The 23,931-nt window shown below is 56.0% G+C and carries 29 protein-coding genes and 1 tRNA gene; 12 read left to right on the forward strand and 18 right to left on the reverse strand.

Annotated features, from left to right (window positions below; translation table 11 throughout):
• The first annotated feature begins 15 nt into the window (after positions 1 to 15).
• The 3 genes from EM858_RS04320 to EM858_RS04330 all read left to right on the forward strand — a co-directional run bounded on the left by EM858_RS04320 (position 16) and on the right by EM858_RS04330 (position 4,215).
• A complete protein-coding gene (locus EM858_RS04320) occupies positions 16 to 2,403 on the forward strand; it encodes a hypothetical protein (protein WP_127755966.1) in 2,388 nt (795 codons plus the stop codon).
• A gap of 211 nt (positions 2,404 to 2,614) precedes the next feature.
• Positions 2,615 to 3,145 carry an ImmA/IrrE family metallo-endopeptidase gene (locus tag EM858_RS04325; protein ID WP_164865303.1) on the forward strand — a complete coding sequence of 177 codons (531 nt, stop codon included), beginning with the start codon at positions 2,615 to 2,617 and terminating at the stop codon, positions 3,143 to 3,145.
• 2 nt (positions 3,146 to 3,147) lie between these two features.
• Positions 3,148 to 4,215, forward strand: a complete 1,068-nt coding sequence (locus EM858_RS04330) for a hypothetical protein (RefSeq protein WP_127755968.1) — start codon at positions 3,148 to 3,150, stop codon at positions 4,213 to 4,215.
• 130 nt (positions 4,216 to 4,345) lie between these two features.
• Here EM858_RS04330 and EM858_RS04335 read toward each other — a convergent pair whose 3' ends face one another.
• Positions 4,346 to 5,110, reverse strand: a complete 765-nt coding sequence (locus tag EM858_RS04335; RefSeq protein ID WP_127755969.1) for a hypothetical protein — start codon at positions 5,108 to 5,110, stop codon at positions 4,346 to 4,348.
• On the opposite strand from EM858_RS04335, the gene EM858_RS04340 reads away from it, so the two are divergent.
• From EM858_RS04340 to EM858_RS04355, 5 genes are all read left to right on the forward strand, one after another.
• Positions 5,091 to 5,819: a peptidoglycan-binding protein gene (locus tag EM858_RS04340; RefSeq protein ID WP_127755970.1), complete on the forward strand. Its 729-nt coding sequence runs from the start codon at positions 5,091 to 5,093 to the stop codon at positions 5,817 to 5,819. The two genes, EM858_RS04335 and EM858_RS04340, sit on opposite strands and share 20 nt — an antisense overlap.
• 21 nt (positions 5,820 to 5,840) lie before the next feature.
• Entirely contained in the window at positions 5,841 to 6,167 is a 327-nt protein-coding gene (locus tag EM858_RS04345; protein ID WP_127755971.1) for a cell wall anchor protein, read from the forward strand.
• A gap of 2 nt (positions 6,168 to 6,169) precedes the next feature.
• Entirely contained in the window at positions 6,170 to 6,343 is a 174-nt protein-coding gene (locus tag EM858_RS27065) for a hypothetical protein (protein WP_164865304.1), read from the forward strand.
• Between the two features lie 62 nt (positions 6,344 to 6,405).
• Positions 6,406 to 6,732 (forward strand): hypothetical protein, encoded by a 327-nt coding sequence (locus tag EM858_RS04350; protein WP_127755972.1) that lies wholly within the window; start codon positions 6,406 to 6,408, stop codon positions 6,730 to 6,732.
• Between the two features lie 424 nt (positions 6,733 to 7,156).
• Positions 7,157 to 7,549: a hypothetical protein gene (locus tag EM858_RS04355; RefSeq protein ID WP_245482981.1), complete on the forward strand. Its 393-nt coding sequence runs from the start codon at positions 7,157 to 7,159 to the stop codon at positions 7,547 to 7,549.
• 3 nt (positions 7,550 to 7,552) lie between these two features.
• On the opposite strand, the gene EM858_RS04360 is transcribed toward EM858_RS04355, so the two are convergent.
• The 15 genes from EM858_RS04360 to EM858_RS04430 all read right to left on the reverse strand — a co-directional run bounded on the left by EM858_RS04360 (position 7,553) and on the right by EM858_RS04430 (position 18,534).
• Positions 7,553 to 7,816 carry a hypothetical protein gene (locus EM858_RS04360; protein WP_127755973.1) on the reverse strand — a complete coding sequence of 88 codons (264 nt, stop codon included), beginning with the start codon at positions 7,814 to 7,816 and terminating at the stop codon, positions 7,553 to 7,555.
• A 149-nt stretch (positions 7,817 to 7,965) separates the two neighbouring features.
• Positions 7,966 to 8,139: a hypothetical protein gene (locus tag EM858_RS04365; RefSeq protein WP_236773316.1), complete on the reverse strand. Its 174-nt coding sequence runs from the start codon at positions 8,137 to 8,139 to the stop codon at positions 7,966 to 7,968.
• 169 nt (positions 8,140 to 8,308) lie between these two features.
• Positions 8,309 to 9,346 carry a PAS domain S-box protein gene (locus EM858_RS04370; protein WP_127755975.1) on the reverse strand — a complete coding sequence of 346 codons (1,038 nt, stop codon included), beginning with the start codon at positions 9,344 to 9,346 and terminating at the stop codon, positions 8,309 to 8,311.
• A gap of 172 nt (positions 9,347 to 9,518) precedes the next feature.
• Positions 9,519 to 9,875, reverse strand: coding sequence for a hypothetical protein (locus EM858_RS04375; protein ID WP_127755976.1), 357 nt, complete (start codon positions 9,873 to 9,875; stop codon positions 9,519 to 9,521).
• A 69-nt stretch (positions 9,876 to 9,944) separates the two neighbouring features.
• The gene (locus EM858_RS04380) at positions 9,945 to 10,349 is read right to left on the reverse strand and encodes a hypothetical protein (RefSeq protein WP_127755977.1); all 405 of its coding nucleotides are present in this window, start codon (positions 10,347 to 10,349) and stop codon (positions 9,945 to 9,947) included.
• 35 nt (positions 10,350 to 10,384) lie between these two features.
• Positions 10,385 to 10,801 carry a hypothetical protein gene (locus EM858_RS04385; protein ID WP_245482982.1) on the reverse strand — a complete coding sequence of 139 codons (417 nt, stop codon included), beginning with the start codon at positions 10,799 to 10,801 and terminating at the stop codon, positions 10,385 to 10,387.
• A gap of 83 nt (positions 10,802 to 10,884) precedes the next feature.
• Positions 10,885 to 11,112, reverse strand: coding sequence for a hypothetical protein (locus EM858_RS04390; RefSeq protein WP_127755978.1), 228 nt, complete (start codon positions 11,110 to 11,112; stop codon positions 10,885 to 10,887).
• 30 nt (positions 11,113 to 11,142) lie between these two features.
• Positions 11,143 to 11,469, reverse strand: coding sequence for a hypothetical protein (locus tag EM858_RS04395; protein WP_127755979.1), 327 nt, complete (start codon positions 11,467 to 11,469; stop codon positions 11,143 to 11,145).
• Complete coding sequence (locus EM858_RS04400; protein WP_127755980.1) at positions 11,466 to 11,840, reverse strand: hypothetical protein; 375 nt, start codon at positions 11,838 to 11,840, stop codon at positions 11,466 to 11,468. Before EM858_RS04400 ends, EM858_RS04395 begins: the two co-directional genes overlap by 4 nt.
• Before the next feature lie 259 nt (positions 11,841 to 12,099).
• Positions 12,100 to 12,594, reverse strand: a complete 495-nt coding sequence (locus EM858_RS04405; RefSeq protein ID WP_127755981.1) for a DUF6236 family protein — start codon at positions 12,592 to 12,594, stop codon at positions 12,100 to 12,102.
• Between the two features lie 1,291 nt (positions 12,595 to 13,885).
• Positions 13,886 to 13,960, reverse strand: a tRNA-Glu gene (locus tag EM858_RS04410).
• Between the two features lie 303 nt (positions 13,961 to 14,263).
• Positions 14,264 to 15,037: an amino acid ABC transporter ATP-binding protein gene (locus EM858_RS04415; RefSeq protein WP_003524857.1), complete on the reverse strand. Its 774-nt coding sequence runs from the start codon at positions 15,035 to 15,037 to the stop codon at positions 14,264 to 14,266.
• 11 nt (positions 15,038 to 15,048) lie between these two features.
• Positions 15,049 to 16,206: an amino acid ABC transporter permease gene (locus tag EM858_RS04420; protein WP_080816959.1), complete on the reverse strand. Its 1,158-nt coding sequence runs from the start codon at positions 16,204 to 16,206 to the stop codon at positions 15,049 to 15,051.
• A gap of 2 nt (positions 16,207 to 16,208) precedes the next feature.
• Positions 16,209 to 17,405 carry an amino acid ABC transporter permease gene (locus tag EM858_RS04425; RefSeq protein ID WP_080816960.1) on the reverse strand — a complete coding sequence of 399 codons (1,197 nt, stop codon included), beginning with the start codon at positions 17,403 to 17,405 and terminating at the stop codon, positions 16,209 to 16,211.
• A 106-nt stretch (positions 17,406 to 17,511) separates the two neighbouring features.
• Complete coding sequence (locus tag EM858_RS04430) at positions 17,512 to 18,534, reverse strand: amino acid ABC transporter substrate-binding protein (protein WP_003524863.1); 1,023 nt, start codon at positions 18,532 to 18,534, stop codon at positions 17,512 to 17,514.
• Positions 18,535 to 18,911: 377 nt separating this feature from the next.
• On the opposite strand from EM858_RS04430, the gene EM858_RS04435 reads away from it, so the two are divergent.
• Positions 18,912 to 20,099, forward strand: a complete 1,188-nt coding sequence (locus EM858_RS04435) for a cystathionine beta-lyase (RefSeq protein WP_127755982.1) — start codon at positions 18,912 to 18,914, stop codon at positions 20,097 to 20,099.
• Positions 20,100 to 20,101: 2 nt separating this feature from the next.
• On the opposite strand, the gene EM858_RS04440 is transcribed toward EM858_RS04435, so the two are convergent.
• Both EM858_RS04440 and EM858_RS04445 read right to left on the reverse strand, forming a co-directional pair.
• Entirely contained in the window at positions 20,102 to 21,283 is a 1,182-nt protein-coding gene (locus EM858_RS04440) for an FAD-dependent monooxygenase (protein ID WP_127755983.1), read from the reverse strand.
• A 30-nt stretch (positions 21,284 to 21,313) separates the two neighbouring features.
• Positions 21,314 to 21,559: a zinc-finger domain-containing protein gene (locus tag EM858_RS04445; RefSeq protein ID WP_003502857.1), complete on the reverse strand. Its 246-nt coding sequence runs from the start codon at positions 21,557 to 21,559 to the stop codon at positions 21,314 to 21,316.
• 170 nt (positions 21,560 to 21,729) lie between these two features.
• On the opposite strand from EM858_RS04445, the gene EM858_RS04450 reads away from it, so the two are divergent.
• From EM858_RS04450 to EM858_RS04460, 3 genes are all read left to right on the forward strand, one after another.
• On the forward strand, positions 21,730 to 22,506 hold the full coding sequence (locus EM858_RS04450) for an alpha/beta hydrolase (protein WP_035261230.1): 777 nt from the start codon (positions 21,730 to 21,732) through the stop codon (positions 22,504 to 22,506).
• 202 nt (positions 22,507 to 22,708) lie between these two features.
• Positions 22,709 to 23,533 carry a serine O-acetyltransferase gene (gene cysE, locus EM858_RS04455; protein ID WP_080816963.1) on the forward strand — a complete coding sequence of 275 codons (825 nt, stop codon included), beginning with the start codon at positions 22,709 to 22,711 and terminating at the stop codon, positions 23,531 to 23,533.
• Positions 23,534 to 23,674: 141 nt separating this feature from the next.
• Positions 23,675 to 23,878, forward strand: a complete 204-nt coding sequence (locus EM858_RS04460; protein ID WP_003524869.1) for a DUF3126 family protein — start codon at positions 23,675 to 23,677, stop codon at positions 23,876 to 23,878.
• Positions 23,879 to 23,931: the final 53 nt, after the last annotated feature.

Below are 23,931 nucleotides of genomic sequence, written 5' to 3' on the forward strand. Positions count from 1 at the left end.
ATCGGAGAATATTCCATGCCTCTTACCGCAGCGGAAGTGTTCCGCGACTTTGAGAGCGACGGTATTCCGTCATCCGGCGCCCACCAGCCTAAAAAGGCGGATATCCGGACGTTGCTGAAGCAATACGAAACCGTTATCGGCGCCTTTACGTCGAACGGCGGGCTTGTCTATGCAAGCAAGGTTCTGCTGGATGCCGATTTGGCCCATGCGTCCAACTCTATGGCTTGGGTGATCGGTGACGGTACGCCCTCCAATAATGGCATCTATATGAAGGTAGGAGCCTCTGGGGCAGGTTCGTGGTCCAGAGTGGCGGATCTTCCCTACAGCTTCATTATCGCTGAGGATGAGGGCGACGGCACACCGAATGCTATTCAGGCGACATCGTCATTGCCAGTTGTTGGATCGGCGCTCGTGTTACTGAATATTTTCGAGACGAACACCGCGTCGCCGGTCACGATTTCGTTCAACGGTGCAGCACCGTTGACGATCAAATCGAACTCCGGGAACGACATCGCCCCCGTCGGCCTGCAAGCCGGCATGCTCGTTATGGGGCGAGTCTCTGGTTCAACATTTCGGCTGGTGAGCGATCAGGTGAGTGCTGCCATTATTGCGGAGGCAGAGTCCATTCTTGCCCAAGTTGAGGCCATTCGGGATATCGTAGTTGGCGCAGTGCCGAACACCTTTTCTTCGACACGGGCGGCGCTTAAAGCCTTGGACACAGGGACAATAACATCCTCGTATCTCAAGGAAAGTGGCCGCGAAGGTCAGTTCCTTTGGCGCTCAGGAGATTATTCTGCGGAGATCGCCGCTGATCCGCAGGAAGGTCTCTACATCAAGGCCGACGGCGTTGCAGCTACGGCCGGCGCGTGGGTTCGCCAAGGTGGGTGGGCTGTTTCCGGCGTCAACGTGCAATGGTTTGGTGCGGTTGGCGATGGTGTGGTGGATGACACCGTGGCCGTACAGGCGGCAATCGATATTGCCGACGTTATCTCGGTGCCGCGCGGCCTCGATGTCCGGTTGACCGAGACGGTCAATGTTAATCGCCCGGTGACGATCATTGGCAAAGGCTGTGCGCCTCACTCAGGCTTTACGACCGATAATCTCACCGTCAACGTGCGCGGCACTGGTTCGTGGTTCTTCCTGGATCACGCCGGCGTGGGCTTCGATGTACGGCCGGAGGCGGGCGCTACGGCATTCTCGCTGGCTCGTTTCGCTGGCTGCGGTACCTATCGCGATCAGCCAACGCCGTCTGGAAGTTCCTTCGTGCCGGGAGCGTTTGATTTTGATTTCGATTGCGGCGCGGTCGAGATCGAATTGAATGATTTTGTCGCTCTCAATCCGACGAAGTTTTTCCGGCAGCGCGCCTCGGGCTTTGGCCGGTTCCGCATGGTCGGAGTGCGCGGTCAGCCGCTTTCTGTCGGTATCGACATCGACAATATCTACGATTGCTGCCACATCGACACGGTACATTTCTGGACGTATTGGGCGCACATCCCGTCTTCAGTCTGGAAATATCAGTGCCAAAACCTCACTACGCTCAAAGTGGGACGCTGTGATGGTCTCCGCATTTCGAGCCTGTTCAGCATTTTCCAGAACGTCGGATTGCATATCGTGCCGACGGAGGGAACGGAAGGCGGAACGCTGTTTCGTGCTCATGCAGATTTGCTGTACATGGATTTGGCAACTTACGGCATTCTCGTTGCCGATAATGCCGACAATGCTTCAATAGAAATCGTGCATTTGATTGCTAACGGCGATCAGACAGTAGCGGGCGAACCCAGCACAAAGGCGACGAACGGCATATCGGTTATTGCAGATGGTGTTCAGATCAGCATTGGGATGGCTGATTTTGTCGCGTCAGGAAATTCGGCTGTTAGCGTCTCTGGCGCCAACAGTCGAGTGCAGATCAGTCGCCCGGTAATCTTGACGCAAGGGAGAGCGTTTCCCGGCGCAGCAGTCGCGTTTTTCGCGGCCTCCTCCAGCCAAATCATTCTCGATGGAGAGCTCAAGGCTACGGATATTCAGGGCGTTCTCTATGGCGGCGCTGGATACATATCGTCGCCGGACTGGCGTAGCTACGCTCCAGGCGTAGCATCTTCATCTGGAGCTATTGCAGGAGCCTCCGCTAGTGGTTCTTATCGCATCCACAAGGGTGTAATCGAAGTTCGTGCGTCGGCAACCATCACCAACAATGGCACGGGAGCGGGTGCGTTGCATATCAGCACGCCGATCCAAATAAGCAACACATCGATCGGCGTCGGTAGAGAAAATGCACTCACCGGAAAGACACTCAGTGTGACTGCAGCAGGTGGCACGACCCATATGGCGGTTGCTAACTATGACAACACCTATCCCGCAGCAACAGGCGCCAGCATCAACGTCAATGTCTCTTGGAGGCTGTAGTAGGAGCGCGAATTGTGAAGATAAAGTTTTTCCACACCTACCTGTGGAAAGCGGGCTAGAATCAACCTATTTTTAGTGTAAGCACTTGACAGTGTAGTTGCGTGTTTGCGTTGCGGCGCTTGAAGCCGTGTCGCCGTCGAGTTTAGGTCAAATAGGAACCGATAGGGTGCGGAGCAGTTTTCAAACCAAGCTAACGAGTGAGGAGGCTATGATGCGTGACTACGCTTATCCCGAACCTCTCAACATTGGTAAGGCCTCTGTAGAGGCTTTTGCAAACCAAGTGGCACAAAAGCTAGCCTTTAGACCGGGTGATGATATCGTAAAACCGGTAAAGAAACTCGGCGGTAAGATTGTCGCTGGTTCTACAGGGGACGAAGATATTCAGAGCGGTTCAATGATTGCGCGCTCGTTGTCGGATTTCATCATCTATGTCTCTCCCTTCACGTCTCTCGAGCGCGACAGGTTTACAATAGCTCACGAATTGGGCCACTTGCTGTTACATCTCCCGAAAGTCTTGCAGGCGAAACCCGATGCGGTAATGCGTGCCACCCGCCACGTCGACAATACAGATGAGCGTCAGCGGAGAGCCGAATGGGAGGCAAACTGGTTCGCAGCGGCATTTCTGATGCCCGCGGCTGAGTTCCAAGTAGAATTTGGCAGGGGCGTTGAGCATGTGCAGCGCACCTTCAAGGTCAGCAGCTCCGCCGCCGAAGCTCGCGCGAAATCGCTAGGCCTTGCTTAAGCATGAAAGTTCCAGAGTACCGAGTAAGGCTGTTCCTTTCCGTGGATTTGACGGGTTCTACGGCATTCAAGCACAAGAGCAAAGATACACTTGTTTGGATTAAGGCGTTCCAAAATTTCTACGGGCAGTTTCCTCAGATTCTGGACAAAAAGTTTGGGGAGGTCTGTGATAGCAGAGGGAACATAAATAGCGCCGAGAAAGAGACAGGACGCCCGAAGCTTTGGAAGACGATTGGCGACGAAATCTTATTCTGTTGCCGACTGACCAGTCTCTGTCATCTTGGAGCTTGCATTGATGCATTCGTTGAAGCGCTGAAAGAGTTTGGTGAGGTTGCTAGGGAGTTTGATCTCAATACCAAAGGCAACGCTTGGGTAGCGTCTTTCCCGACCCCAAACTGCAGTATTATGCCCATACAAAACGGTGTCGGCTTAAGCACGGACGCTCTGAACGGTAAAAGTGACCTTCCTACGGAGGACAATGAACTTGAGGTCGATTCGGATCCGAGCAGGTTCGATTTCCTCGGGAAGGGTATTGATGCTGGTTTCAGGATCTCCAAAAATTCTGCCATTGACACGCTGACAATCTCTCCCGGGCTGGCGATCCTCCTAGCCAAAGCGGCTGAAACTCATCTTGTGACTGATTTTAAAAGATCAATCAGATTTTCCGAGATGCAGATATTCAAGGGAGTCGCAGATAGTAATCCGTACCCAGTTTTAACAATCGATACTTCTAGAGATGTACGTCACGAAGACCTGTTAACGAAGCAGCGCGCTCTTTTGGCTCAGCCGTCGCCCCCTAAGTCGCCAGACCTTGCAGACTACTTAACAGACTACCTGAATTACTTTGAAATTGAAATTCCTAAGGTCAAAATGACCTTTTCGCAAAACGGCTTTGTGCCACCGGACTTCTACTCCGAGTACTGCAAAAAATGGCACGATGCGGCGGAAGGGGTCAAAGCACAGGATAAGCAATTCCGTGACTCTTTCGGGAGTGCGTCTAGCGAGCCGGAAACAAACGCTTCGGCGGATACGGATTTGAATCTGGTTGTGGATTCGCTCCCCACAATCTGAATCCGTCTTCGTTGCTGATCACGGCGCTCTTCGGGGCGCCCTTTTTATTGGCAGTAGGAAGGACACTACCGTGGCGACTGTACGCGAGGTGCAGCAGTGCTTGATTTCGCTCGGCTCTGGATAGGCAAATTTACGGAAGACGTGGACGCTTCAGCCTTCTCTTGTTTCTACCTTGCCTTGGCGAAGGTTCAGCAAAGTAGGCGTTAAGATAAGCCTTCGTTTTTGCCTCGCCTTCCTGCATAGCCTCGATGCTGTCGGCAGAAGGTTCTCTTTTCTGGCTTGGCGCGGTGGCTTGCGGCGGCGCAATGGGCGGACGTGGAGGTGGACGTTGGGTCCGTGGCGTGTCGCTAAGATCTTGATTTGCCGCATACCGGGCAAAACCAGCGACTATTGCGAGGATAATCGCAACTATTCCACCCCATCCATGGCGAACCCCGCCGTGATGGGAACACGCGCCGCGAGTGCCTATGGAAGAAGACTGCCATCCATCTCTGCATACCGGCGGACCAGACATATAACGCAAAGTTATTGCGGTCAGAATAAGCACTGCGCCCGCGACAACTAAAGGATTCTTGATTAATTTTTTCATGCCGCCCCCAGCCGCATGCAATGAAGCACGAGGATGATGAAGAGTCGATCCACCACGAGCAAAGAAAAAACCGACGTAGGCCCCGGGGTTCGAGATAGGATCGTATCGACCGCTAGATCGCCAAAGCTCGTACAGAGTGCCGTATTTCTTGCAGGCTTTTGGATTCTTCGCTTGAGCGCCCGGTGCCCAAGCAACCGCGGTAACGATGACTGTAACAGAACGAATCGCCGCCACCACGGAAGTCGCCTCTAGGGCTTTATGATTTCCATCAACAAAGGAAAACACCATGGTTTCGACGTTGGACATCCAGCGGCGGTTGATTTCGCTCGGCTATCAACCGGGGCCAGTCGATAACGTGAAAGGCCAAAAGACCATTGCGGCTATCGAAGCCTTTCAGCGAGATTTTGGTCTTGTTGTCGACGGCATAGCAGGGACACAAACCCTCGCTGCGATGAAGCAGGCGGAAACCGCGCCGAAATCGAAGAAGCCTGAGCCGGATAAATCTGCCATCCAGAAGCCGGCTCCCATCGGGTCTTCGCGGAAGGATGAGCCAAAAGCGCCGCCGAACGCGGCCAGCCTGAAGCTCCTCGACACTGCGCGCCCGATCAGGGAACTGATCTGGCATTGCTCGGCAACGCGGGAAGGGCAGGACTTTACCGTCGAAGATATCCGTTCCTGGCACAAGCAGCGCGGATGGTCCGATATCGGATATCACTATCTCGTCTATCGCGACGGCCGGATCATGGCGGGGCGGCCAATCGGCCAAAACGGCGCTCACTGTGAAGGTCACAACACCGGGACGGTCGGCTGTTGCTATATCGGCGGCGTGACTGCCGACAACAGTAAGCCCAAAGACACCCGCACGCCCGAGCAACGCGCCTCAATGCTCTGGCTCACCAAGCAGTTGGTAGAGAAATTTCCAATCAAGACGATCAGCGGACACAATCAGTACGCTGCAAAAGCATGCCCCTCCTTCTACGTCCATAACGACCAGCTTTCGACGCTGGCGCGATAACCCTCCATCAAAGGAACGATCATGTTCAAGTCTCTGCTCATCGTGGCGGCGGCAGCCTTTGGCCTGTCCGCTTGCCAGTCCACCGGATCTATCGACACCGGCATTCGCAACGGCCTACCGCAGGTCTGCTCTGCCGGCAAAACGGCCTATGCCGTACTTCAGCCCTTCATCGCAGCCGACAAGCTCAAGCCGAAGACGGCAGCAGCGGCGCAGGCAGCCTATCACAGCCTTCAGGCACTCTGCGCAAACAAAGAGACGGCAACGCTCGCATCGACGCTGGTGGCGGCTTCCAGCGCCTATCTGACGATCAGCATCGCTGTTCGTGAAGCAAAGAAAGTGGATAACTGAAAATGGACTGGAACACCGTACAGCAGCTTTTGCGCATCCTCCTCCAGTTCGGCTCGGGCGTCCTCATCAGCAAGGGCATCCTGACCGAAGAGATGGCCGTCACTCTGACCGGCGGTCTCATTTCCGTCGCCTCAGTCATCTGGTGGGTCGTTTGGAACAAGAAGGACGTGAAGTAATCGCAACTCGCCCTGGACCCAACGGCCGGGGGCAACTCCCATCGCTTCAGAGGGGCTGACGCATGCATCTTACTGACCTCCTCGACGCCATCGGCCTTAAACTCGGCGTCCTGATTGCCGGCCTCGCTGGCGGCCTTCTGCGGGCTTTGTCTCGCCAAAAGTACACTTGGCGCGAAATGCTGGCGTCTCCGATCTGCGGGGCGCTGGCGGCGGCATATCTCACTACGCCTTTGCTGCATTACCTCTACAGCATCAATTGGCCACTGCCGGAAGACCCGGTTGCCACGATGAACGCTGCAGCTTTTCTGACGGGAGCAAGCGCGATGTGGATCTCGGATGTTCTCATTGAAGCGATGCAAAGATGGGCGAGGGGTGGGAAATCCGCGTGATTGAGGTCATTACAGACCGTCACCGTCATAACCATCGTAGAACGGCGGGCGAACTATATGAGAACATCCGCGTCCATTGACCTAAATTAGATTTTCCTCAATGAGAACATCAGCTTGCCTCTATCAAAAGCCGCTCCAGATAGCTGGAAGCGGCATGCTTGATGAAATGAATAGAGTACGAGTTGCCAATATTCGGGAAAGTATTTGAGCTAGAAAAACGTGCTCGTTCCCATGAAACGCCGAGATTAATTGGGGCTTCCTCTCCTTTTGTCAATCGAGTTTCAAGGGCATGCTTAATCTGGCGGCTCTTAATCTGGGAAGTGTGCTCACACTAAAGGCAAAGGCCTTGAGCCACGGCAAGGGATAATTTCCCGAATTATGTGGGGGTTGGCTGTATTTGTGATAGAATTTGCAATGCAGCAAAGTGCAGCGTGACGAAAAGGACAGTCCAATTTTACGTGTCTTTAGAGGCAAGAAGCTGATGGTGGTGCAGCAGGGTCAGTTATTGACGCTGGAATGCCGGGCGCAGCTCATTGCCGCTGGCGCCACTATCGTTGGTCCTGCGTCGTCTATGTTGCAGGTATTGAAACTGGTCAATGGAGGCGATATCGATGCCGCAATCATCGACGTTGAAGCTGATCCAGAAATCATGATGCACTTGGCGTTGTTGCTTGACACAATGGGTGTACCGTTCGTTTTCGCTTCCTTCTTCGAGACCGAAACAATCGGTTACGTCTTGAACGATGACAAGCGGCAGCTGCGGGTCATAGCCGACGCGCTTTTTGGTCCGCCGGGAACATCATCCACTCTTCATTGATGATCAATCGGAACGCGACTCTTCGGACGGCCTTCCGTCGGCGACTGGATGCACACCAAGCTCCCGCAGCAACACTTGCCTCATCGTTGCAAGAAGCTGGATGTCGATCGTGCAATTGTCGTCAGCTTCTGGAAACTCACGGAGTGTTTCGACAATCGTCATTTCCACCAGGTGGGCACGAAATTGCTCATCAGGCGTGAACTTGGCGGCCCAGCGGTAAAGAACGCGTCGAAGCAGACAATCATTGAAAGTTGATGGTTGGGGCAAGCAGCCGTCCTCCACACAAAATAGGCGGGAGCACGTAGTAACCCTCAGTCATCACCGCCTATGAATTCGGTTGGTGACAATACCAAGAGGATAACACGTTTAGCGGGTGAGTCGACCCAGCCCATTCAAGTTCGGTGGCTCGCATCGTTTTACTCAAACCGCACAACGGATTTAAGCGGAATCTTAGCGACCAGTACGCCATCGCCCCTGACTACCTCGAATTCCGCGCCGTCCACAATCTCATCCTTGAGGATTTTTTCCGCCAGCATTTCTCTTGCAGCTTGCGCTGCCTCGATATAGGCGCGTTCATCGTTCGACAGCATCGTCCCTTCCGTATCTTCGGAGAGGCCTTCGGCGTCCCGGACGTGGAAAAAATACCGCGGCATTGCCCGTCTTTCTGTTTTATCATGCAGATTTGTACAACCTCTTCCCACGAAGTTGGTTCCGTCCAAAACGAAGGGCGGTCGGGGGGCAGAGTTTGTAATGTCCCGGCTATTTGGTCGTCACTTCGTTCAGGACAACGTGAATGGAAACGCCCGCTGGCATCCACGTCCGCTCGATCCTGGCATTGAGGCTTTGCGACAACGTTGCCTCCAGGATTTTACCGAAACCCGACGATGATGCGGGTGGCACATCGGAGCACGTGGGGCTATTGGCTTCGAGCCAGACAATCTCCAACCGATCTGCTCGGGCTGCTGCCCGAATATCAAGGGTGCCATTCTCGACAGAAAGCGCTCCGTACTTGGAAGAGTTCGTCGCAAATTCATGAAAAAGGAGAGCGAGGTTTGTAACCGTGCCTTGCTGTATGGTTACATCTTCACCGGAAAGCGTCCAAGGTCTCCAATCATTGCGCACATAAGGTGCCAGGATGCTGGAAAGAAGCTGAAACAGGCTTGTTTCGCGACTTTCGGGAGCGTGGCCCGTGAGAGTTGGCAACGTTATCTCATGGGCTCTGGCCAGTGCCGATAGCCGCTCTCGCATTTCGAGGGCCAGTTCGCCCGGCGTCGCCGCGTTCCGAGCGGCCAAGGCAATGATACTGCCAGTCACCGAAAAGAGGTTCTTTATGCGGTGATGCAACTCTCTCAATAGCAATTCGCGTTCATCGGCATGACGCTTGCTGTCTGAAATGTCTCTAGCGATTTTTGAGGCGCCGATAATGCGGCCTCTGCTGTCGACAATTGGTGAGATGGTCAGCGAGATATCAATCAAGGTGCCATCTTTGCGGCGTCGCACCGTCTCAAAATGGTCAACGCGCTCGCCTGCTTGAATGCGCGCCAGTATGGACGGCTCTTCGTTTTTCCGATCCTCGGGGATAACAATTGTTATCGGTTGGCCAACGGCTTCGTCCGCTGTGTATCCAAAAATTCGCTCAGCGCCTTTGTTCCAGGTCGTGATGACCCCTGACAAGTTTTTGCTCACTATCGCATCATCTGAGGATGCGACGATTGCGGCAAGAAAGTCAGCCGCCTCAAACGGCAGCACTCGCATATCCTGGTCGGCTCTTGCTTCCCGCTCATCCGGAATCCCCATCGTCTCCTCCAAGCTTCATGTCAGGCGCCCACACATTTGCCCTTCATTAATGCGTCAAGAAGAACGTGTCCGTCAAACGTTGTGCACCCTCGCACGGGCAATCAAGCTGGTTGCCGGTTGCAAAAGAGAAAAACTCTCGGCCGCACCACAAATTGGCTTCGGATCACGACCATTAAGCTTTCCAGTTTCGATCAGCGGTGGGCGCTCGTCGAGGGCTTAGCTCGATCCAGACCTTACAGGTTAAAATCCCCGTGACCAGACTAGCCGCAGGTATCGCCAGATAGATCATTGGTGCAAAAAGCATCATGCCCGGGGTGTCACAAGCGCCAGGTGATCCACAGGCCATGTGCGAGCTTACGGCGTAGTAAATGAGATACGCAATCAATCCAGAGCCAGCTATGCCGCTTGCAAGCCGCCCCAGAATCCGGCCGATGAGCCATAAGATCAGCGCCGTCGGTACCGCGAAGAGCAAAAGCATAAGCCCGCCAATCACAAGCGCCGCAGAACCAGTAATGACGATGCTGTCCATCTTATGCCCCGTAGTCTCTTCAGACACCAATGTCGAAGTGTATTGCTTCACCCCCAGACCTCGGCAACTTTAAAGCACACCCAGAGCAACAAGGTTGAGGATGAATGAAACAAGTAAGGTTGTCAGAAGGGGATACCAAATCTTTCCGACCAATTTCCCGGTTTGTTCGATAAACTCGCTAAAAGTCTGCGAATTTGCGTGCAAACGGACGACGCAAAACGCGAGCAATATTCCTGTCGCTCCGACCGGAGGAAGGATGGAGTTTGGGGTAAATCTTGTACTCGGAATGAGAATTGCTAGCACTAGTAAGTAGACGATATAGACGATCAAAAAAGCAACGAGGATGCTGAGGAGGGCGTAAAGAACTACCGACGCTATCTCGGTCGCATCGATCCGACGCTTTGAACCAGCTTCCCGCATTTCTCTTCCTTTGCTACCCGCCAAATGGCGGATGTGTTTACCTGACTGTGCCATGGAGGCACCTCTGTTTTGTCGTCGGATTGGAGAGCTTAATCAATTGGAAGCCGACCGATCACATCCACGCGGTCGCACGTCCCAGTCGCGGGTACGACATCCAATTTTTCACCAGCCGCGTATTTATCCATAGGCTTACCAAGTCTCACCGTCTGCTTGCATGAATGCGTAATGCCCTTTTGCTGGTGCTCGAACACAATCGTGCCAAAAGTGAAGGTCTCGTAGCGCGGCTCAAAGAACAAGTCCGCGATGACACCCCCGCGGCGGGACTGCTTGACTTTTTCATCCCACACTTCCTGAATAGTTGCGATGGAGTGGGGGAAATTACTGAAACGCCACGCTCGCAGGCCGATAACTAGAGCCCCGACGATAGCAAAGCAGCAAACCATCAATATAGGCCACGCAAACCTGAATGCGTCGAGCTTCGGATCGTTGTGCTGTCGATGTAGCATTGTGGTAAAAGCTCGCGTCTCATCTGCGGTTCAAACTTTGAAACAACATGGCGTCATGTCACAAAAGTTCGCCCGCTTACTGGCTATCGCTTTGGCACACCTGCGTAGCGAAACATGATGTCATCGTAGAACTGCTTCCTATGCAGCACTTCGCGGTCGAAACATTTCGCATAGAGTTCCTTCCCCTTCACGTCGCGGCAGGCACGCTTGGCACCTATTTCAAATGACCTCTGCGCTTTCCATTCCTCTGCTGTTTGTGTCTGGCAGGCCGTCAGCGCAAAGGCTGAAATAGCGAGAAAAAAGTACTTCATCATAACCCCGATGTGAGATGCGCGACGGCTTTATCTGCCCTGAATCACGCGAATGAAGTTGGGAGTTTTGTTCACGTAGTCGCGGTAGGTGATCCGCTTGCTGGCAACACCGTTGACGGCCCTCGTGCAAAACGTCTTTTGCACATTCGCTTTCGGGCTAAGGTTCATGATTATTCGCACGTTGGCTGTCTCGTGCGCCGGTGCCTTGATCGTTTTCGCGTAGCATTCGTTGATGGCGTACTGTCTCGCAGCAGAACTACCGTTCATAACCTCTTGCAATCTGTTGTATTCCGTTTCGGAAACGCATCCCGACAGCATCAATACGGGCACGAGCAAGGCGATTTTTTTGATTCTCATTTGGATGTTCCTTTTTGTCCCGGTTTGCTGATCGCGGGCACGTTGCAGCCTTTTGCCTTCATATTTGCCTCGATCGCATTGACCTTGCCCTTGGCAACGGCAACCTGACCCTCCTTGTCACCGCCGAACGTGCTCGACATAGGCACACCGACGAGGAAGACGCCGACGGCATCCCCGGTCGCAGCGTCGTGCTGCTGTTTCGAAACAGCCGAGAGTGATGCTTGTTCTTTCAGATACTCGCTAGCCAGCGCCAGACAATCGAGATTGCTGTAAGCTGCCATTGGCACGTCCACCGGGACGATTGCATCTGGTCTTTTTGCGCACGATGAAACGGCCAGCCCGCAGGCCAGCAAAGGTAAAATATATCTCATCTAGTCCCCAAATCCCCTGACGACGTAATGCATCGCCAAGGTCAAGCTTCACTACAACCCGAAAAGAGAGTCAATAACTCCCGGCAACTTGTAATGAATATTTGTGCGTCTGGCTGGGGCGGGCCGAAAGGCTCGTGCAGTGGAGAAAAGCCCTAGCGGGGAGGGCTTTAATTCGTGCCAACCTTACAGAAGGTGTACGAAGGAATGGTTGGAGGGGAAGATCCGCCCGCGTGGCATATCTGGATGCATTCTCACGCGCCTATCGGAAAACTTCATTTCCATATGACGTGAGATAGCGGAAAGGGCTGAAACTTTTCTTTGGATTTACCGCGCCTAAAATATTCGACACAGAGACGCTGGCGCCGGCAAGAATGGTGTTGCCCACTATTGTGGACATGGAAGCGCCGAAGGCGAAGCTGCCGGTTGCGGCCACGCCGGCCGCAAATAGGTTGAAGTCAGCCGTGAGGCTGTAAAGCCGGTGAGCAAAACCTGCCTCGATGGTGACTTCCAATTGCTCCCGAACCCCACGCGCGATCTTTTCAAAAGCGATATGCTGGGCGAGGGGCTTATCTGGAGCTGTTGTCACCGAAAGATAGCATTCATCAATGTAGGCCAACAAGGCGTCGCACTCATCCTTACGCCGTTCTCGGAACTCTAAAATCTCTTCGATCGGAACTTCCTTGTCCGGCACAGGGAGCGCATTAACGAGTTCAAATCGCAGCGCCCGGCCTTTTCTGGCTCCGGCCCTTCCCAAGCTCCAACCCCAGATGCAACTGCCCAACAGCCTGGGGAGGCTTTCTCCAGCTCTTCAAATGTCTTTGCTCGCGTGTATATCATTATCTGCCCAGCATTGCCGTTTGGGGACTGTACGCGATGGCGTGTAAAGACCTCCTGAGATTCTAGATACGATAGCTCAATTCCCAGCTCATTCATGATGATAGACGTTTGTGGATATGCCAGCTTGTCCCAAAACAGGCACCAAAACCGAACAAGGCTAGGGTCGGTTGAGCCGCCAATGGTGACTCCTTGTTGCTCCAAGACCTTTATCTGTGGTGTAACAATAATACCGCGCAAATTTTTATCCTCATCGGTGATCGAGATGGCTGGCCAAGCAAGAAAAACCCGTTTGTTTCGAACGCAATCTCCCCACCTTCGACTCTTCCAACGGCTCAAAATCATCTGCACATGCTACGGTCAACGTAGCTCTTATTGCCGCTGGCAGTCAGGTAATAGCACCCGCCACGAGGGCCGGTATGATATTGCCGGAACATAGATGGGCGCCGGTGCTTGGTGGGCGACATGTACTCGCCGCCTGAAGCGCGCGCGCCGCAGCGTTTGCCGTCTGCCGCGATGCTACCAGGCGTAGGGCAATTGCCACTGCTGTTTACACTCGGAACGGAGATCGCCGCCGCCGTGCCTGAGTTAGCAGGCGCCACCGACGGTTCGGTTAAAACGCGAGCGGCTGATCTTCCAAAAGCGACCCGTCCTGTGTTCCCGTCGGCTAGGTTTACCAAGCCGGTTCCGTCCATCCCGTTAGGAGACCGATATACTGTAACGGTGCCATATCGGCCGTCTGTACAAGTGAACGGGGCGGAAATGATTGGCCGCGTGTCGAGAGCGTCATAGTTTCCTGTGCAGCTCGTTGACGCTGCTGGATTGGCAACTTGGAAGGTTCCACCGCTCACAGCAGCAGTTGTTGTCCCGATTAGCGCCTCGCCACTATCGAGTTTCACTGCCGCTGGCAAAGTTACAGAGCCGCATGCGGACACAAGCAAAGGCAAAATGCCGATCGCAAAAATTCGATATTTCATTGGATTCCCCAATCCCACTTGGTGATCGAAGCAGAAACTTCCAGTGGAGTCGAGTCTCAATGCTAGATTGTGTGTTGATCGGGAAGCCGCAAGAACAGGATGACGTCTCATAGACGTTTAACCGAAGTGTTTTGGCAACCTTTTCGGTGAGACAAACGATAAAAAACGCATAATGAAATCAAACAGCGAGATTTTGTCTCACTATTTTGTATGTATTTGTATTTTAAGGGATTTTGGCACGCCCTAGGGGAGTCGAACCCCTCTTTTCAGAATGAAAATCTGACGTCCTAACCGATAGACGAAGGGCGCGTGCGCTTGTGGTGTGGCGCCCTTATAGTCAGGCTCCCGAAGGTCTGCAAGCGGAAAAATGCATGATTTGACAAAAAAATGACATGGGCCGCCAGAAGCCCTGAAAAACAAGGATTCTTGTTTCGTAACAAATGGTTAAACTACGCCACCGCGCCCATTTTTGTGCTCTTTGCGCTTCGAGAGCGGTGGAATCGCAAAATCGAAATCGTTGCGGTCGTGCACGGAGATAACGATTTCAGCAGGTCTCCAGAAACGAAAACGGGGCCGAAACGGCCCCGCTCGATATACATGTCGATCGCAGTCTCAGTGCAGAATCTGGCTGAGGAACAGCCGGGTGCGCTCATGCTGCGGATTGTCGAAGAATTCGGCGGGCGAGTTCTGTTCGACGATCTGGCCCTGGTCCATGAAGATGACGCGGTTTGCCACCTGGCGGGCGAAGCCCATTTCGTGGGTTACGCACAGCATGGTCATGCCATCTTCGGCAAGGCTGACCATGGTGTCGAGCACTTCCTTGACCATTTCCGGGTCGAGCGCCGAGGTCGGCTCGTCGAACAGCATGATCTTCGGCTTCATGCAGAGCGAGCGGGCAATCGCCACGCGCTGCTGCTGGCCGCCGGAGAGCTGGCCGGGATATTTGTTCGCCTGCTCGGGGATCTTGACACGCTTCAGATAGTGCATCGCCACTTCTTCGGCTTCCTTCTTGGGCATCTTGCGAACCCAGATCGGCGCCAGCGTGCAGTTTTCGAGGATCGTCAGATGCGGGAAGAGGTTGAAGTGCTGGAACACCATGCCAACCTCGCGGCGCACCTCATCGATCTTCTTCAGGTCGTTGGTGAGCTCGATGCCATCGACATTGATCGTGCCCGACTGATGTTCTTCAAGCCGGTTGATGCAGCGGATCATGGTCGATTTGCCCGACCCGGAAGGACCGGCGATGACGATGCGCTCGCCCTTCATCACCTTGAGATTGATGTCGCGCAGCACGTGGAAGTCGCCATACCACTTGTTCATGCCGATGAGTTCGATCGCCACGTCCGTTGTCGAGACGGTCAGTTTTTTTGCTTGGGTTTCTGCCATTTGAGCGTCCCTTATCGTTTATGCCCGGTGTCGAGGTGCCGTTCCATGAACAGCGAATAACGCGACATGCCGAAGCAGAATATCCAGAATACGAAGCCTGCGAAAATATAGCCAGTCATGGCGGTGACGGGCGTGGCCCAATTCGCATCCGATTGGTTGAGTGTGACAATACCGAGCAGGTCGAACATGCCGATGATCGAGACCAGCGACGTGTCCTTGAACAGCCCGATGAAGGTGTTGACGATGCCCGGAATGACGAGCTTCAGCGCCTGCGGCAGCACGATCAGCCGCGTCTTCTGCCAGTAGTTCAGGCCGAGCGAATCCGCACCTTCATATTGTCCCTTCGGAATGGCCTGCAGGCCGCCGCGGATCACCTCCGCCATATAGGCCGAGGAGAACAGCGACACGCCGACGAGCGCGCGCAGGAACTTGTCGAAGGTCCAGCCATCAGGCAGGAACAGCGGCAGCATGATGCTGGCGAAGAACAGGACGGTGATCAGCGGAATGCCTCTGATGACTTCGATGAAGAGCACGCAGAGCATCTTGATCACCGGCAGGTTCGACCGCCGGCCGAGCGCCAGAAGAATGCCGAAGGGCAGGGAGACGGTGATCCCGAAGAACGACAGGATGAGGGTCACCATCAGGCCGCCCCAGAGCTGCGTTTCCACCTTCGGCAGGCCGAAGACACCACCGATCAGCAGGAAAAACGCAATGAAGGGCAGGATGATGAAAAGCGCCAGCGCATTCAGTCGCTTGAACGGCGCCTTCGGGATCAGCATCGGTATCAGCAGGATGGCGAACGTCACCATCACCAGGATGGGACGCCAGCGTTCGTCGATCGGATAGCGGCCGAAGACGAATTGTCCGAGCTTCGCCGAAACGAAGGCCCAGCACGCACCGGACTGGCCGTCCGGCAGCGCACCGCCCTGCGAAGCGGTCAGGCAGGCGATACGATCGCTGCCGGTCCATACCGCGTCGATGAACAGCCACTTGACGATCGGCGGCACCAGATAGGCGAGCAGGGCAAGGGCGATAACCGTCAGGACGGTGTCCTTCGGCGTGGCGAAAAGTTTGGTGCGCAGCCAGTGGCCGAAGCCGACGGCGCTCGAGGGCGCGGGTTTGGCGTCCTCGATGGTCTGTCGCACGAAAGCGTGATTGCTGATCGTCATCGTTATCGCTCCACCAGGGCCATTTTCGCATTGAACCAGTTCATGACCACGGCCGTGAGCAGGGACAGCGAGAGATAGATGACCAGCCAGATTGCAACGACTTCGACTGCCTGTCCCGTCTGGTTCAGGATCGTGCCGCCGACCGAGACGATGTCGGCGAAGCCGACAGCGACCGCAAGCGAGGAGTTCTTGGTCAGGTTGAGATACTGGCTCGTCAGCGGCGGGATGATGATGCGCATCGCCTGCGGAACGACGATCAGGCGCGTCGTGGTGCTGGAGCGAAGCCCCAGTGCATCCGCAGCTTCCGTCTGCCCCTTCGCCACGGCCTTGATGCCGCCGCGAACGATTTCGGCGATAAAGGAGGCGGTGTAGAAGGAAAGCGCCAGGAACAGCGACATGAATTCAGGTGCGACGACCGCGCCGCCCGAGAGATTGAACCGCCCGGCAATCGGATAGTCGAATGTCAGCGGCGCCCCGAGCGCCAGGAATGTCGCCAGCGGCAGGCCGACGATGAGAAGTGTCACCGTTATGCCGGTGCGGAACTGCTGTCCGGTTCTTTCCTGTCTGGCCTTCGCCCAGCGGTAAACGAAGACGCTGAGAACGATGGCGACGAGGAAGGCCAGTGGCACGAGCCAGGTGCCTTCTCCCCACAGCGGCTTGGGAAAGAAGAAGCCGCGATTGTTGAGGTAGGTTCCAAGCGGAAGCTCGAGCGACTCGCGCGCCTGCGGCAGAACCGAGATGACGCCCTTGTACCAGAAGAAGATGACGAGCAGCGGCGGGATGTTGCGGAAGATTTCCACATAGGCCTGCGCGAGTTTCGAAATCAGCCAGTTGTTGGACAGCCGGGCGATGCCGACGATGAAACCGATGATCGAGGCGGCGATGATGCCGAAAAACGCAACCTGGATCGTGTTGAGAATACCAACGAGCAATGCCCGGCCATAGGTCGCGTCGCTGGTATAAGCGATCAGCGACTGGCCGATATCGAAACCGGCTCTTCCGTTGAGGAAGCCGAAGCCGGACGAAATGTTTGACCGTTGAAGATTGGTGATCGTATTCGTCACGATGATCCAGACGAAGGCGGCCAGGACGACGACTGTCAGGACCTGATAGAAAATGCCGCGTATGCGTGGATCGTAGATAAGTGACGACGCGCTTTGCGCGCGCGATCGTTGCGAACTGACCGCGTTGCCTGCCATAGGCACCTTTCCCTTTTATATGCTCTTTGCGAGCTTATTTATATAATTTGAAGCGGAGGCCGGGCGTTGCCCAGCCTCCTTATGATCTAGCCGGTAATGGGGCCGATCAACGGACCGGCGGTGCGTATTGCAGGCCGCCCTTGGTCCACAGCGCGTTCTGGCCACGCTCGATCTTCAGCGGGGAGCCAGCGCCGACGTTGCGGTCGAAGACTTCGCCGTAGTTACCCACCAGCTTGATGATGTTGTAGGCCCAGTCGTTGGTCACGCCGAGATCGGTACCGATCTTGGTGCCTTCTTCCGTGCCGAGCAGGCGCTTCACGTCCGGATTGGCGCTGTTCTTCTGCTCATCGACATTCTTGGAGGTGACGCCGAGCTCTTCGGCGTTGACCATCGCATAGTGAACCCAGGTCACGATGTCGAACCACTGGTCGTCACCCTGGCGAACGGCCGGGCCAAGCGGCTCCTTGGAGATGACTTCCGGCAGAACGACGTTTTCGTCCGGGTTCTTCAGCTTCAGACGGATTGCATAGAGGCCCGACTGGTCGGTGGTGTAAACGTCGCAACGGCCCGAATCATAGGCGGAGGTTGCGTCGGATTCCTTTTCGAAAACGACCGGGTTGTACTGCAGATTGTTGGTCTTGAAGTAGTCGGCCAGGTTGAGCTCGGTGGTCGTGCCGGTCTGAACGCAGACGGCGGCGCCGGAGAGCTCGAGAGCGGACTTCACGTTGAGGCTCTTCTTGGCGATGAAGCCCTGGCCGTCATAATAGTTGACGGTGCGGAAGTTGAAGCCAAGCGACGTGTCGCGGCTGATCGTCCAGGTGGTGTTACGGGTCAGAACGTCGACTTCACCGGACTGGAGAGCCGGGAAGCGGTCCTTGCTCGAAAGGGCGACGAACTTGGCTTTCGAAGGATCACCGAAAACCGCAGTGGCAATACCACGGCAATAGTCCACGTCGATACCGGACCATTCGCCCTTGTCATCGGGATTGGAAAATCCCGGAATGCCGGCGCTTACGCCGCAGGTGACGAAACCTTTTCCCTTCACATCCTGAAGCGTCGCAGCCGAAGCGACCGAGGCTCCTCCCAAAACTGCTGCGCCGATGGCGGCTGACAGAATTGCCTTTTTCATTTTTCCCAACCTTTGTTTGTTATCGTCACTTGGAAGAGGACCGGCATGTTTGTTTTGCCCCAGCTCCCCCTTCAGCGAGATCTTTTTCGATCCGCTTTTTCTATCACAATCGCAATTGGCAGCGGGGTCAAGACGTGCGGGCAATAATTGTGCCTATAAAACGGAATTTTCCAAATTTTGGTCGGGAAGTGTGCAAAGGGTGAAAATATAAGCATATTTTTGCGGAAATTTGCACTTGCACAGTATTTGTATACTTCTTGTATTCTGGTTGGCGATGGATCAATCCAACCCCCTCACGCGTCCCTGCGGGACTTGACCTTGCGTTGCGCTCTTAGCATTGTCGCACGCGTCAATGTTCCTTCGAAAGCTGATCTGAAATGACCAAGACAAATGACCTGCTTTCCGCCGCAGGTGTGAATACGCGCCTGACCCATGGCGGCAACGATCCCGCGGACTGTTTCGGTTTCGTCAATCCGCCCATCGTGCGCGGTTCGACCGTGCTTTTTCCCGACGCGGAGACGCTTTCGACCGAAAACCAGAAATATACCTATGGCACCCACGGCACGCCGACGACGGATGCTTTGTGCAATCTCGTCAACCAGCTGGAAGGGTCTGCCGGAACCATTCTCGTGCCCTCGGGCCTTGCGGCCATCACCGTGCCGTTCCTTGCCTATCTCGGCGCCGGCGACCATGCGCTGATCGTCGATTCCGTTTATTTTCCGACGCGTCGTTTCTGCAATACGATGTTGCGGAAGCTCGGTGTCGAGGTGGAATATTACGACCCGGCAATCGGGGAGGGCATTGAGGCTCTCATCCGGCCGAACACGAAGCTGGTGCATCTGGAAGCGCCGGGCTCCAACACCTTCGAAATTCAGGATGTCAGGCTGATCGCCGATATCGCTCACCGGCATGATTGCGTGGTGACGATGGACAATACCTGGGCGACGCCGCTTTATTTCAAGCCGCTCGATTTCGGCGTCGATGTCTCCATTCACGCCGCCACCAAATATCCTTCGGGTCATTCGGATGTGCTGATGGGTTTCGTCTCGGCCAATGAAAAGCACTGGAAGGCGCTTTATCAGGCCAATACCAATCTCGGCATCTGCGTCACCTCTGACGATGCCTATCAGATACTGCGCGGCATGCGCACGATGGGGATAAGGCTGGAGCACCATCAGAAAAGCGCGCTCGATATCGCCACATGGCTGGAGAGCCGTGACGACGTCGTCCGCGTGCTGCATCCGGCGCTGCCGAGCTTTGCCGGGCACGAACTCTGGAAGCGCGATTTCCAGGGCGCAAGCGGTGTCTTCTCCTTCGTGCTGAAGGCGGAAGAGGGCAAATACAAGCAGGCGGCGGCCGCCTTCCTCAATGCGCTGACCTTCTTCGGGCTCGGCTATTCCTGGGGCGGATACGAATCGCTTGCCGTTTCGGTCTCGCTTGTCGACAGGACCATTGCCAAGGGCCCCTCGGAAGGACCGGTCATCCGCCTGCAGATCGGTCTTGAGGATATCGCCGATCTCAAGAAGGACCTCGAGGCCGGGTTTGCGGCAGCGGCCGGGGTTTGACCTCAGCCTTTGGCGCGATAGCCGTAGAGCCAGTCGAAGTCCTTCAGGAAGGCGTCGGTGGGACGCGTGGAAAACACGAAGTCCCGCGCAATACGCACCGGGCCTGTGGCGTGATAGGCAAAACGATTGAGAGAGGCCCGCTTGCGGGCCTTTTCTATGCGCGGCAGGCGCAGGGACTCGAAAGCGGCAAGGGCCTGCGGCAAGGGCAGGGTTTTTTCGGCACTGCCGCCTGCCGTCGCTCCCGCAAGTTCGAAAGCATCCTCTATCGCCATGGCCGCGCCCTGTGCGGCGAAGGGCATCATGGCATGCGCCGCATCGCCAATCAGCACCGTGTCGCGGCCATTGTGCCAGCGGCCCGGGCCGGCCTGATAGAGCGGCCAGAAGGTCGGATTTTCAGACGAATCGAGCAATCGGACGATATCCGGGCTGAAGCCGCGAAACTGTTCCAGCAGCATGGCTTTCTGCCGCCCGCTCGATTCCGCCCGCCAGGTTGCGCCGGGGTCGGCACCGAGCGCGATGGCGACAATGTTGAAACCGCCGACTTCCTTCAGCGGATAGGCGACGATATGGCCCCCGGAACCCAGATAGGCGGTCACGGCGCTTTTATTGATGGCTGACGGCACATCGTTTGCGGCGACCGTGAAGCGCCAGGCAATATTGCCGGAGAAGGTGGCTGCGGGGGCGGAAGGGACCGCGAAGCGGGCCGCCGACCAGACGCCATCCGCGCCGACGATCAGATCATGGTCACGGAAGGTGGTTGCGGCAATCGCGTCCACCGTCGCGTTTTCGATGCGCTTGCCAAGATGCAGGCGGCAGAGCGGGTTGCGTGTCACCGCCTGGAGAAGCGCATTCTGCAGCGTCGAGCGGTGCAGCACGCCGTAGGGTGCGCCCCAGCGTGTGCGAGCCACCGCGCCCATCGGCAGGGAGAGCAGCGTGGCGAGCGATTTTCCGGAGGCGAGTTCGACGCTGACCGGTTCGGTCCAGCGCGCTTGGATTTCCGGCAGCACGCCGAGTTCGGCGAGAATGCGGGCGGCATTGGGCGAGAGTTGCAGGCCTGCACCCACTTCCGTCAGCTCACCGGCCTGCTCGATGATGTCACAATCGATACCGTGCCGGGCAAAGGAAAGGGCAGCGGTGAGACCGGCGATGCCGGCACCGACAATGGCTACGGATTTGATGGGCATTGGTGCGCCCCGATCAGGAAAAGTGGAAGGTCAGGCGGCCTTCACATGGAAGACGCAGCCCGGAGGATTGGTCTGCTCTGCCTTCAGCGACGGATTGTAGCGGTAAAGGGTGGAGCAATAGGAACAGACCTTCTCGTTGTCGTCGCCCATATCGATGAAGATATGCGGATGATCGAAAGGCACGGAAGCGCCGGTGCACATGAATTCCTTGACGCCGATCTCGATCATGCGGTGTCCGCCATCGTTCTGGAAGTGGGGAATGGAATGCCCGGCCATGTTCGTCTCCAAATGCAATATCGTTATCGAGCCGCAATCCGTCTTCGCGTGTCGGCTCGTCGTTGCGGATATGTAGCCTCAAACGCATTGCATCTCCATAAAAATCGTCAGCAAAACATGTTCAACATTGCTAATTCCTGCCATATGGTCCGGCAAAAAGGATGTCCTTGATGAATCTCAACACGCCGCAGTTTTCCGATTTTTCCCATGACGGCCTTCGCCTTGCCTATTTCGACGAGGGCGATCCGGCGGGCGAACCGGTTCTGCTGATCCACGGCTTCGCCTCCAGCGCCAATGTCAACTGGGTGCATCCCGGCTGGTTGAAGACGCTGGGGGAAGCGGGCTACCGGGTGATCGCCATCGACAATCGCGGCCACGGCGCAAGCGACAAGCCGCACGATTCCGAAGCCTATTATCCGCCCGTCATGGCGGGCGATGCGGTGGCGCTGCTCAACCATCTCGGCATCGCCGAAGCGCATGTGATGGGCTATTCCATGGGTGCGCGCATTTCCGCCTTTCTGGCCATGGCGCATCCGGAGCGCGTGCGTTCGCTGGTCTTCGGCGGGCTCGGCATCGGCATGGTCGAAGGTGTCGGCGACTGGGATCCGATTGCCGAGGCGCTTCTCGCCCCTTCGCTCGATGTCGTCACCCATGAGCGCGGCCGCATGTTCCGCGCCTTTGCCGACCAGACGAAAAGCGACCGGCTGGCGCTGGCCGCCTGTATCGAGACGTCGCGGGTTCTCGTCACGCGCGAACAGGCTGAGAAAATCGATGCGCCGACGCTGATCGCGGTCGGAACGAAGGACGATATCGCCGGTTCCGGTGCGGAGCTTGCCGCGATCATGCCGCACGCGCGGGCCATCGATATTCCCGGCCGCGACCATATGCTGGCCGTCGGCGACCGGGTGTTCAAGGCGGCGGTGCTGGAATTTTACCGCTCGCTTTGATCCGGAACATTTCCAGGAAAAGCGGGGCCCGGTTTTCCGTCCGGAAATGTGGCAACGCTGAGGGCACGGCAAGAAACGGTTTTTCATGCTGCATGAAGAAAAACTGAAGCCTTGCCGCCTTTAAAGTCGTCATTCGAATCCCATTTCTAATGCACGTCTTTTTCTGTATAAAGAACGACCACTGCAAACGAGGAGACCATTCATGGTCGCACGTACCGAGGCCCGTCAGCCCGAACAGCTGGCGATCGTCGATCCCATCTGGGGCAGCCTGCTCAATGAAGCCCGAAGTGCCGCGGCACAGGACCCGCTGCTTTCGGCCTTCCTTTATTCGACGATCCTCAATCACCGGTCTCTCGAAGAATGTGTGATCTATCGCATCTGCGAACTCCTCGATCATCCCGACATGCAGGCCGTGCTTCTGCGCCAGACCTTCCAGGACATGCTGGATGACTGGCCGGAATGGGGAAGCGTGCTGCGCGTCGACATTCAGGCCGTTTACGACCGCGATCCGGCCTGCACGCGCTTCATGGAGCCGCTCCTCTATTTCAAGGGGTTCCAGGCCATCCAGACCCACAGGCTCGCCCACTGGCTGCTGCAGAAGGGCCGCAGGGACTTCGCGTTTTATCTGCAAAGCCGCTCCTCGAGCATTTTCCAGACCGATATCAATCCGGCCGCGCGCATCGGCAAGGGCATCTTCCTCGATCATGCCACCGGGCTTGTCGTCGGTGAGACGGCCGTGATCGGCGACAACGTCTCCATCCTGCACGGCGTCACGCTCGGCGGCACCGGGAAGGAAGGGGCGGACCGCCATCCGAAGATCGCCAATGGCGTGATGATCGGGGCCGGCGCGAAAATCCTCGGCAATATCGAGATCGGCAGCTGCTCGCGCATCGCCGCCGGTTCGGTGGTGCTGAAACCGGTTCCGCCCAAGACGACCGTTGCCGGCGTGCCGGCGCGTGTGGTGGGAGAAGCAGGGTGTTCCGAACCCTCGCGCCTGATGGACCAGCTTATCGGGGCCGATATCTGACCGGCCCTGCCGCGCTCCGATGGGGCCGGCATTTTCACGGTCGTCCGTGTGGAAGACACGGATGACTTGCCGCTTTCACTTTACTTTGGCCTTTGTCCCATGCCAAAAGCGGGCCAACGCGAACCGCACAGGAGAATAGTGGTGAAAGCCGACGAAATCAAAAAACTCGACGCCTATTTCAAGCGCACCTTCAACCCGACGATGGTGGTCAAGGCGCGTCCGCGCAAGGACGATTCCGCCGAAGTGTATCTTGGCGAAGAGTTTCTCGGCGTCGTTTATATCGATGACGAAGACGGCGACCGCTCCTACAACTTCTCCATGGCGATCCTCGACGTCGATCTGTGATCGTCACCATCCGGTGACGGATGGAGTTTCGCACTGAAACAGTCGCCCGTGGC

The sequence above is a fragment of the Agrobacterium sp. CNPSo 2736 genome, assembly GCF_004005385.1.
GTDB lineage: Bacteria > Pseudomonadota > Alphaproteobacteria > Rhizobiales > Rhizobiaceae > Agrobacterium > Agrobacterium leguminum.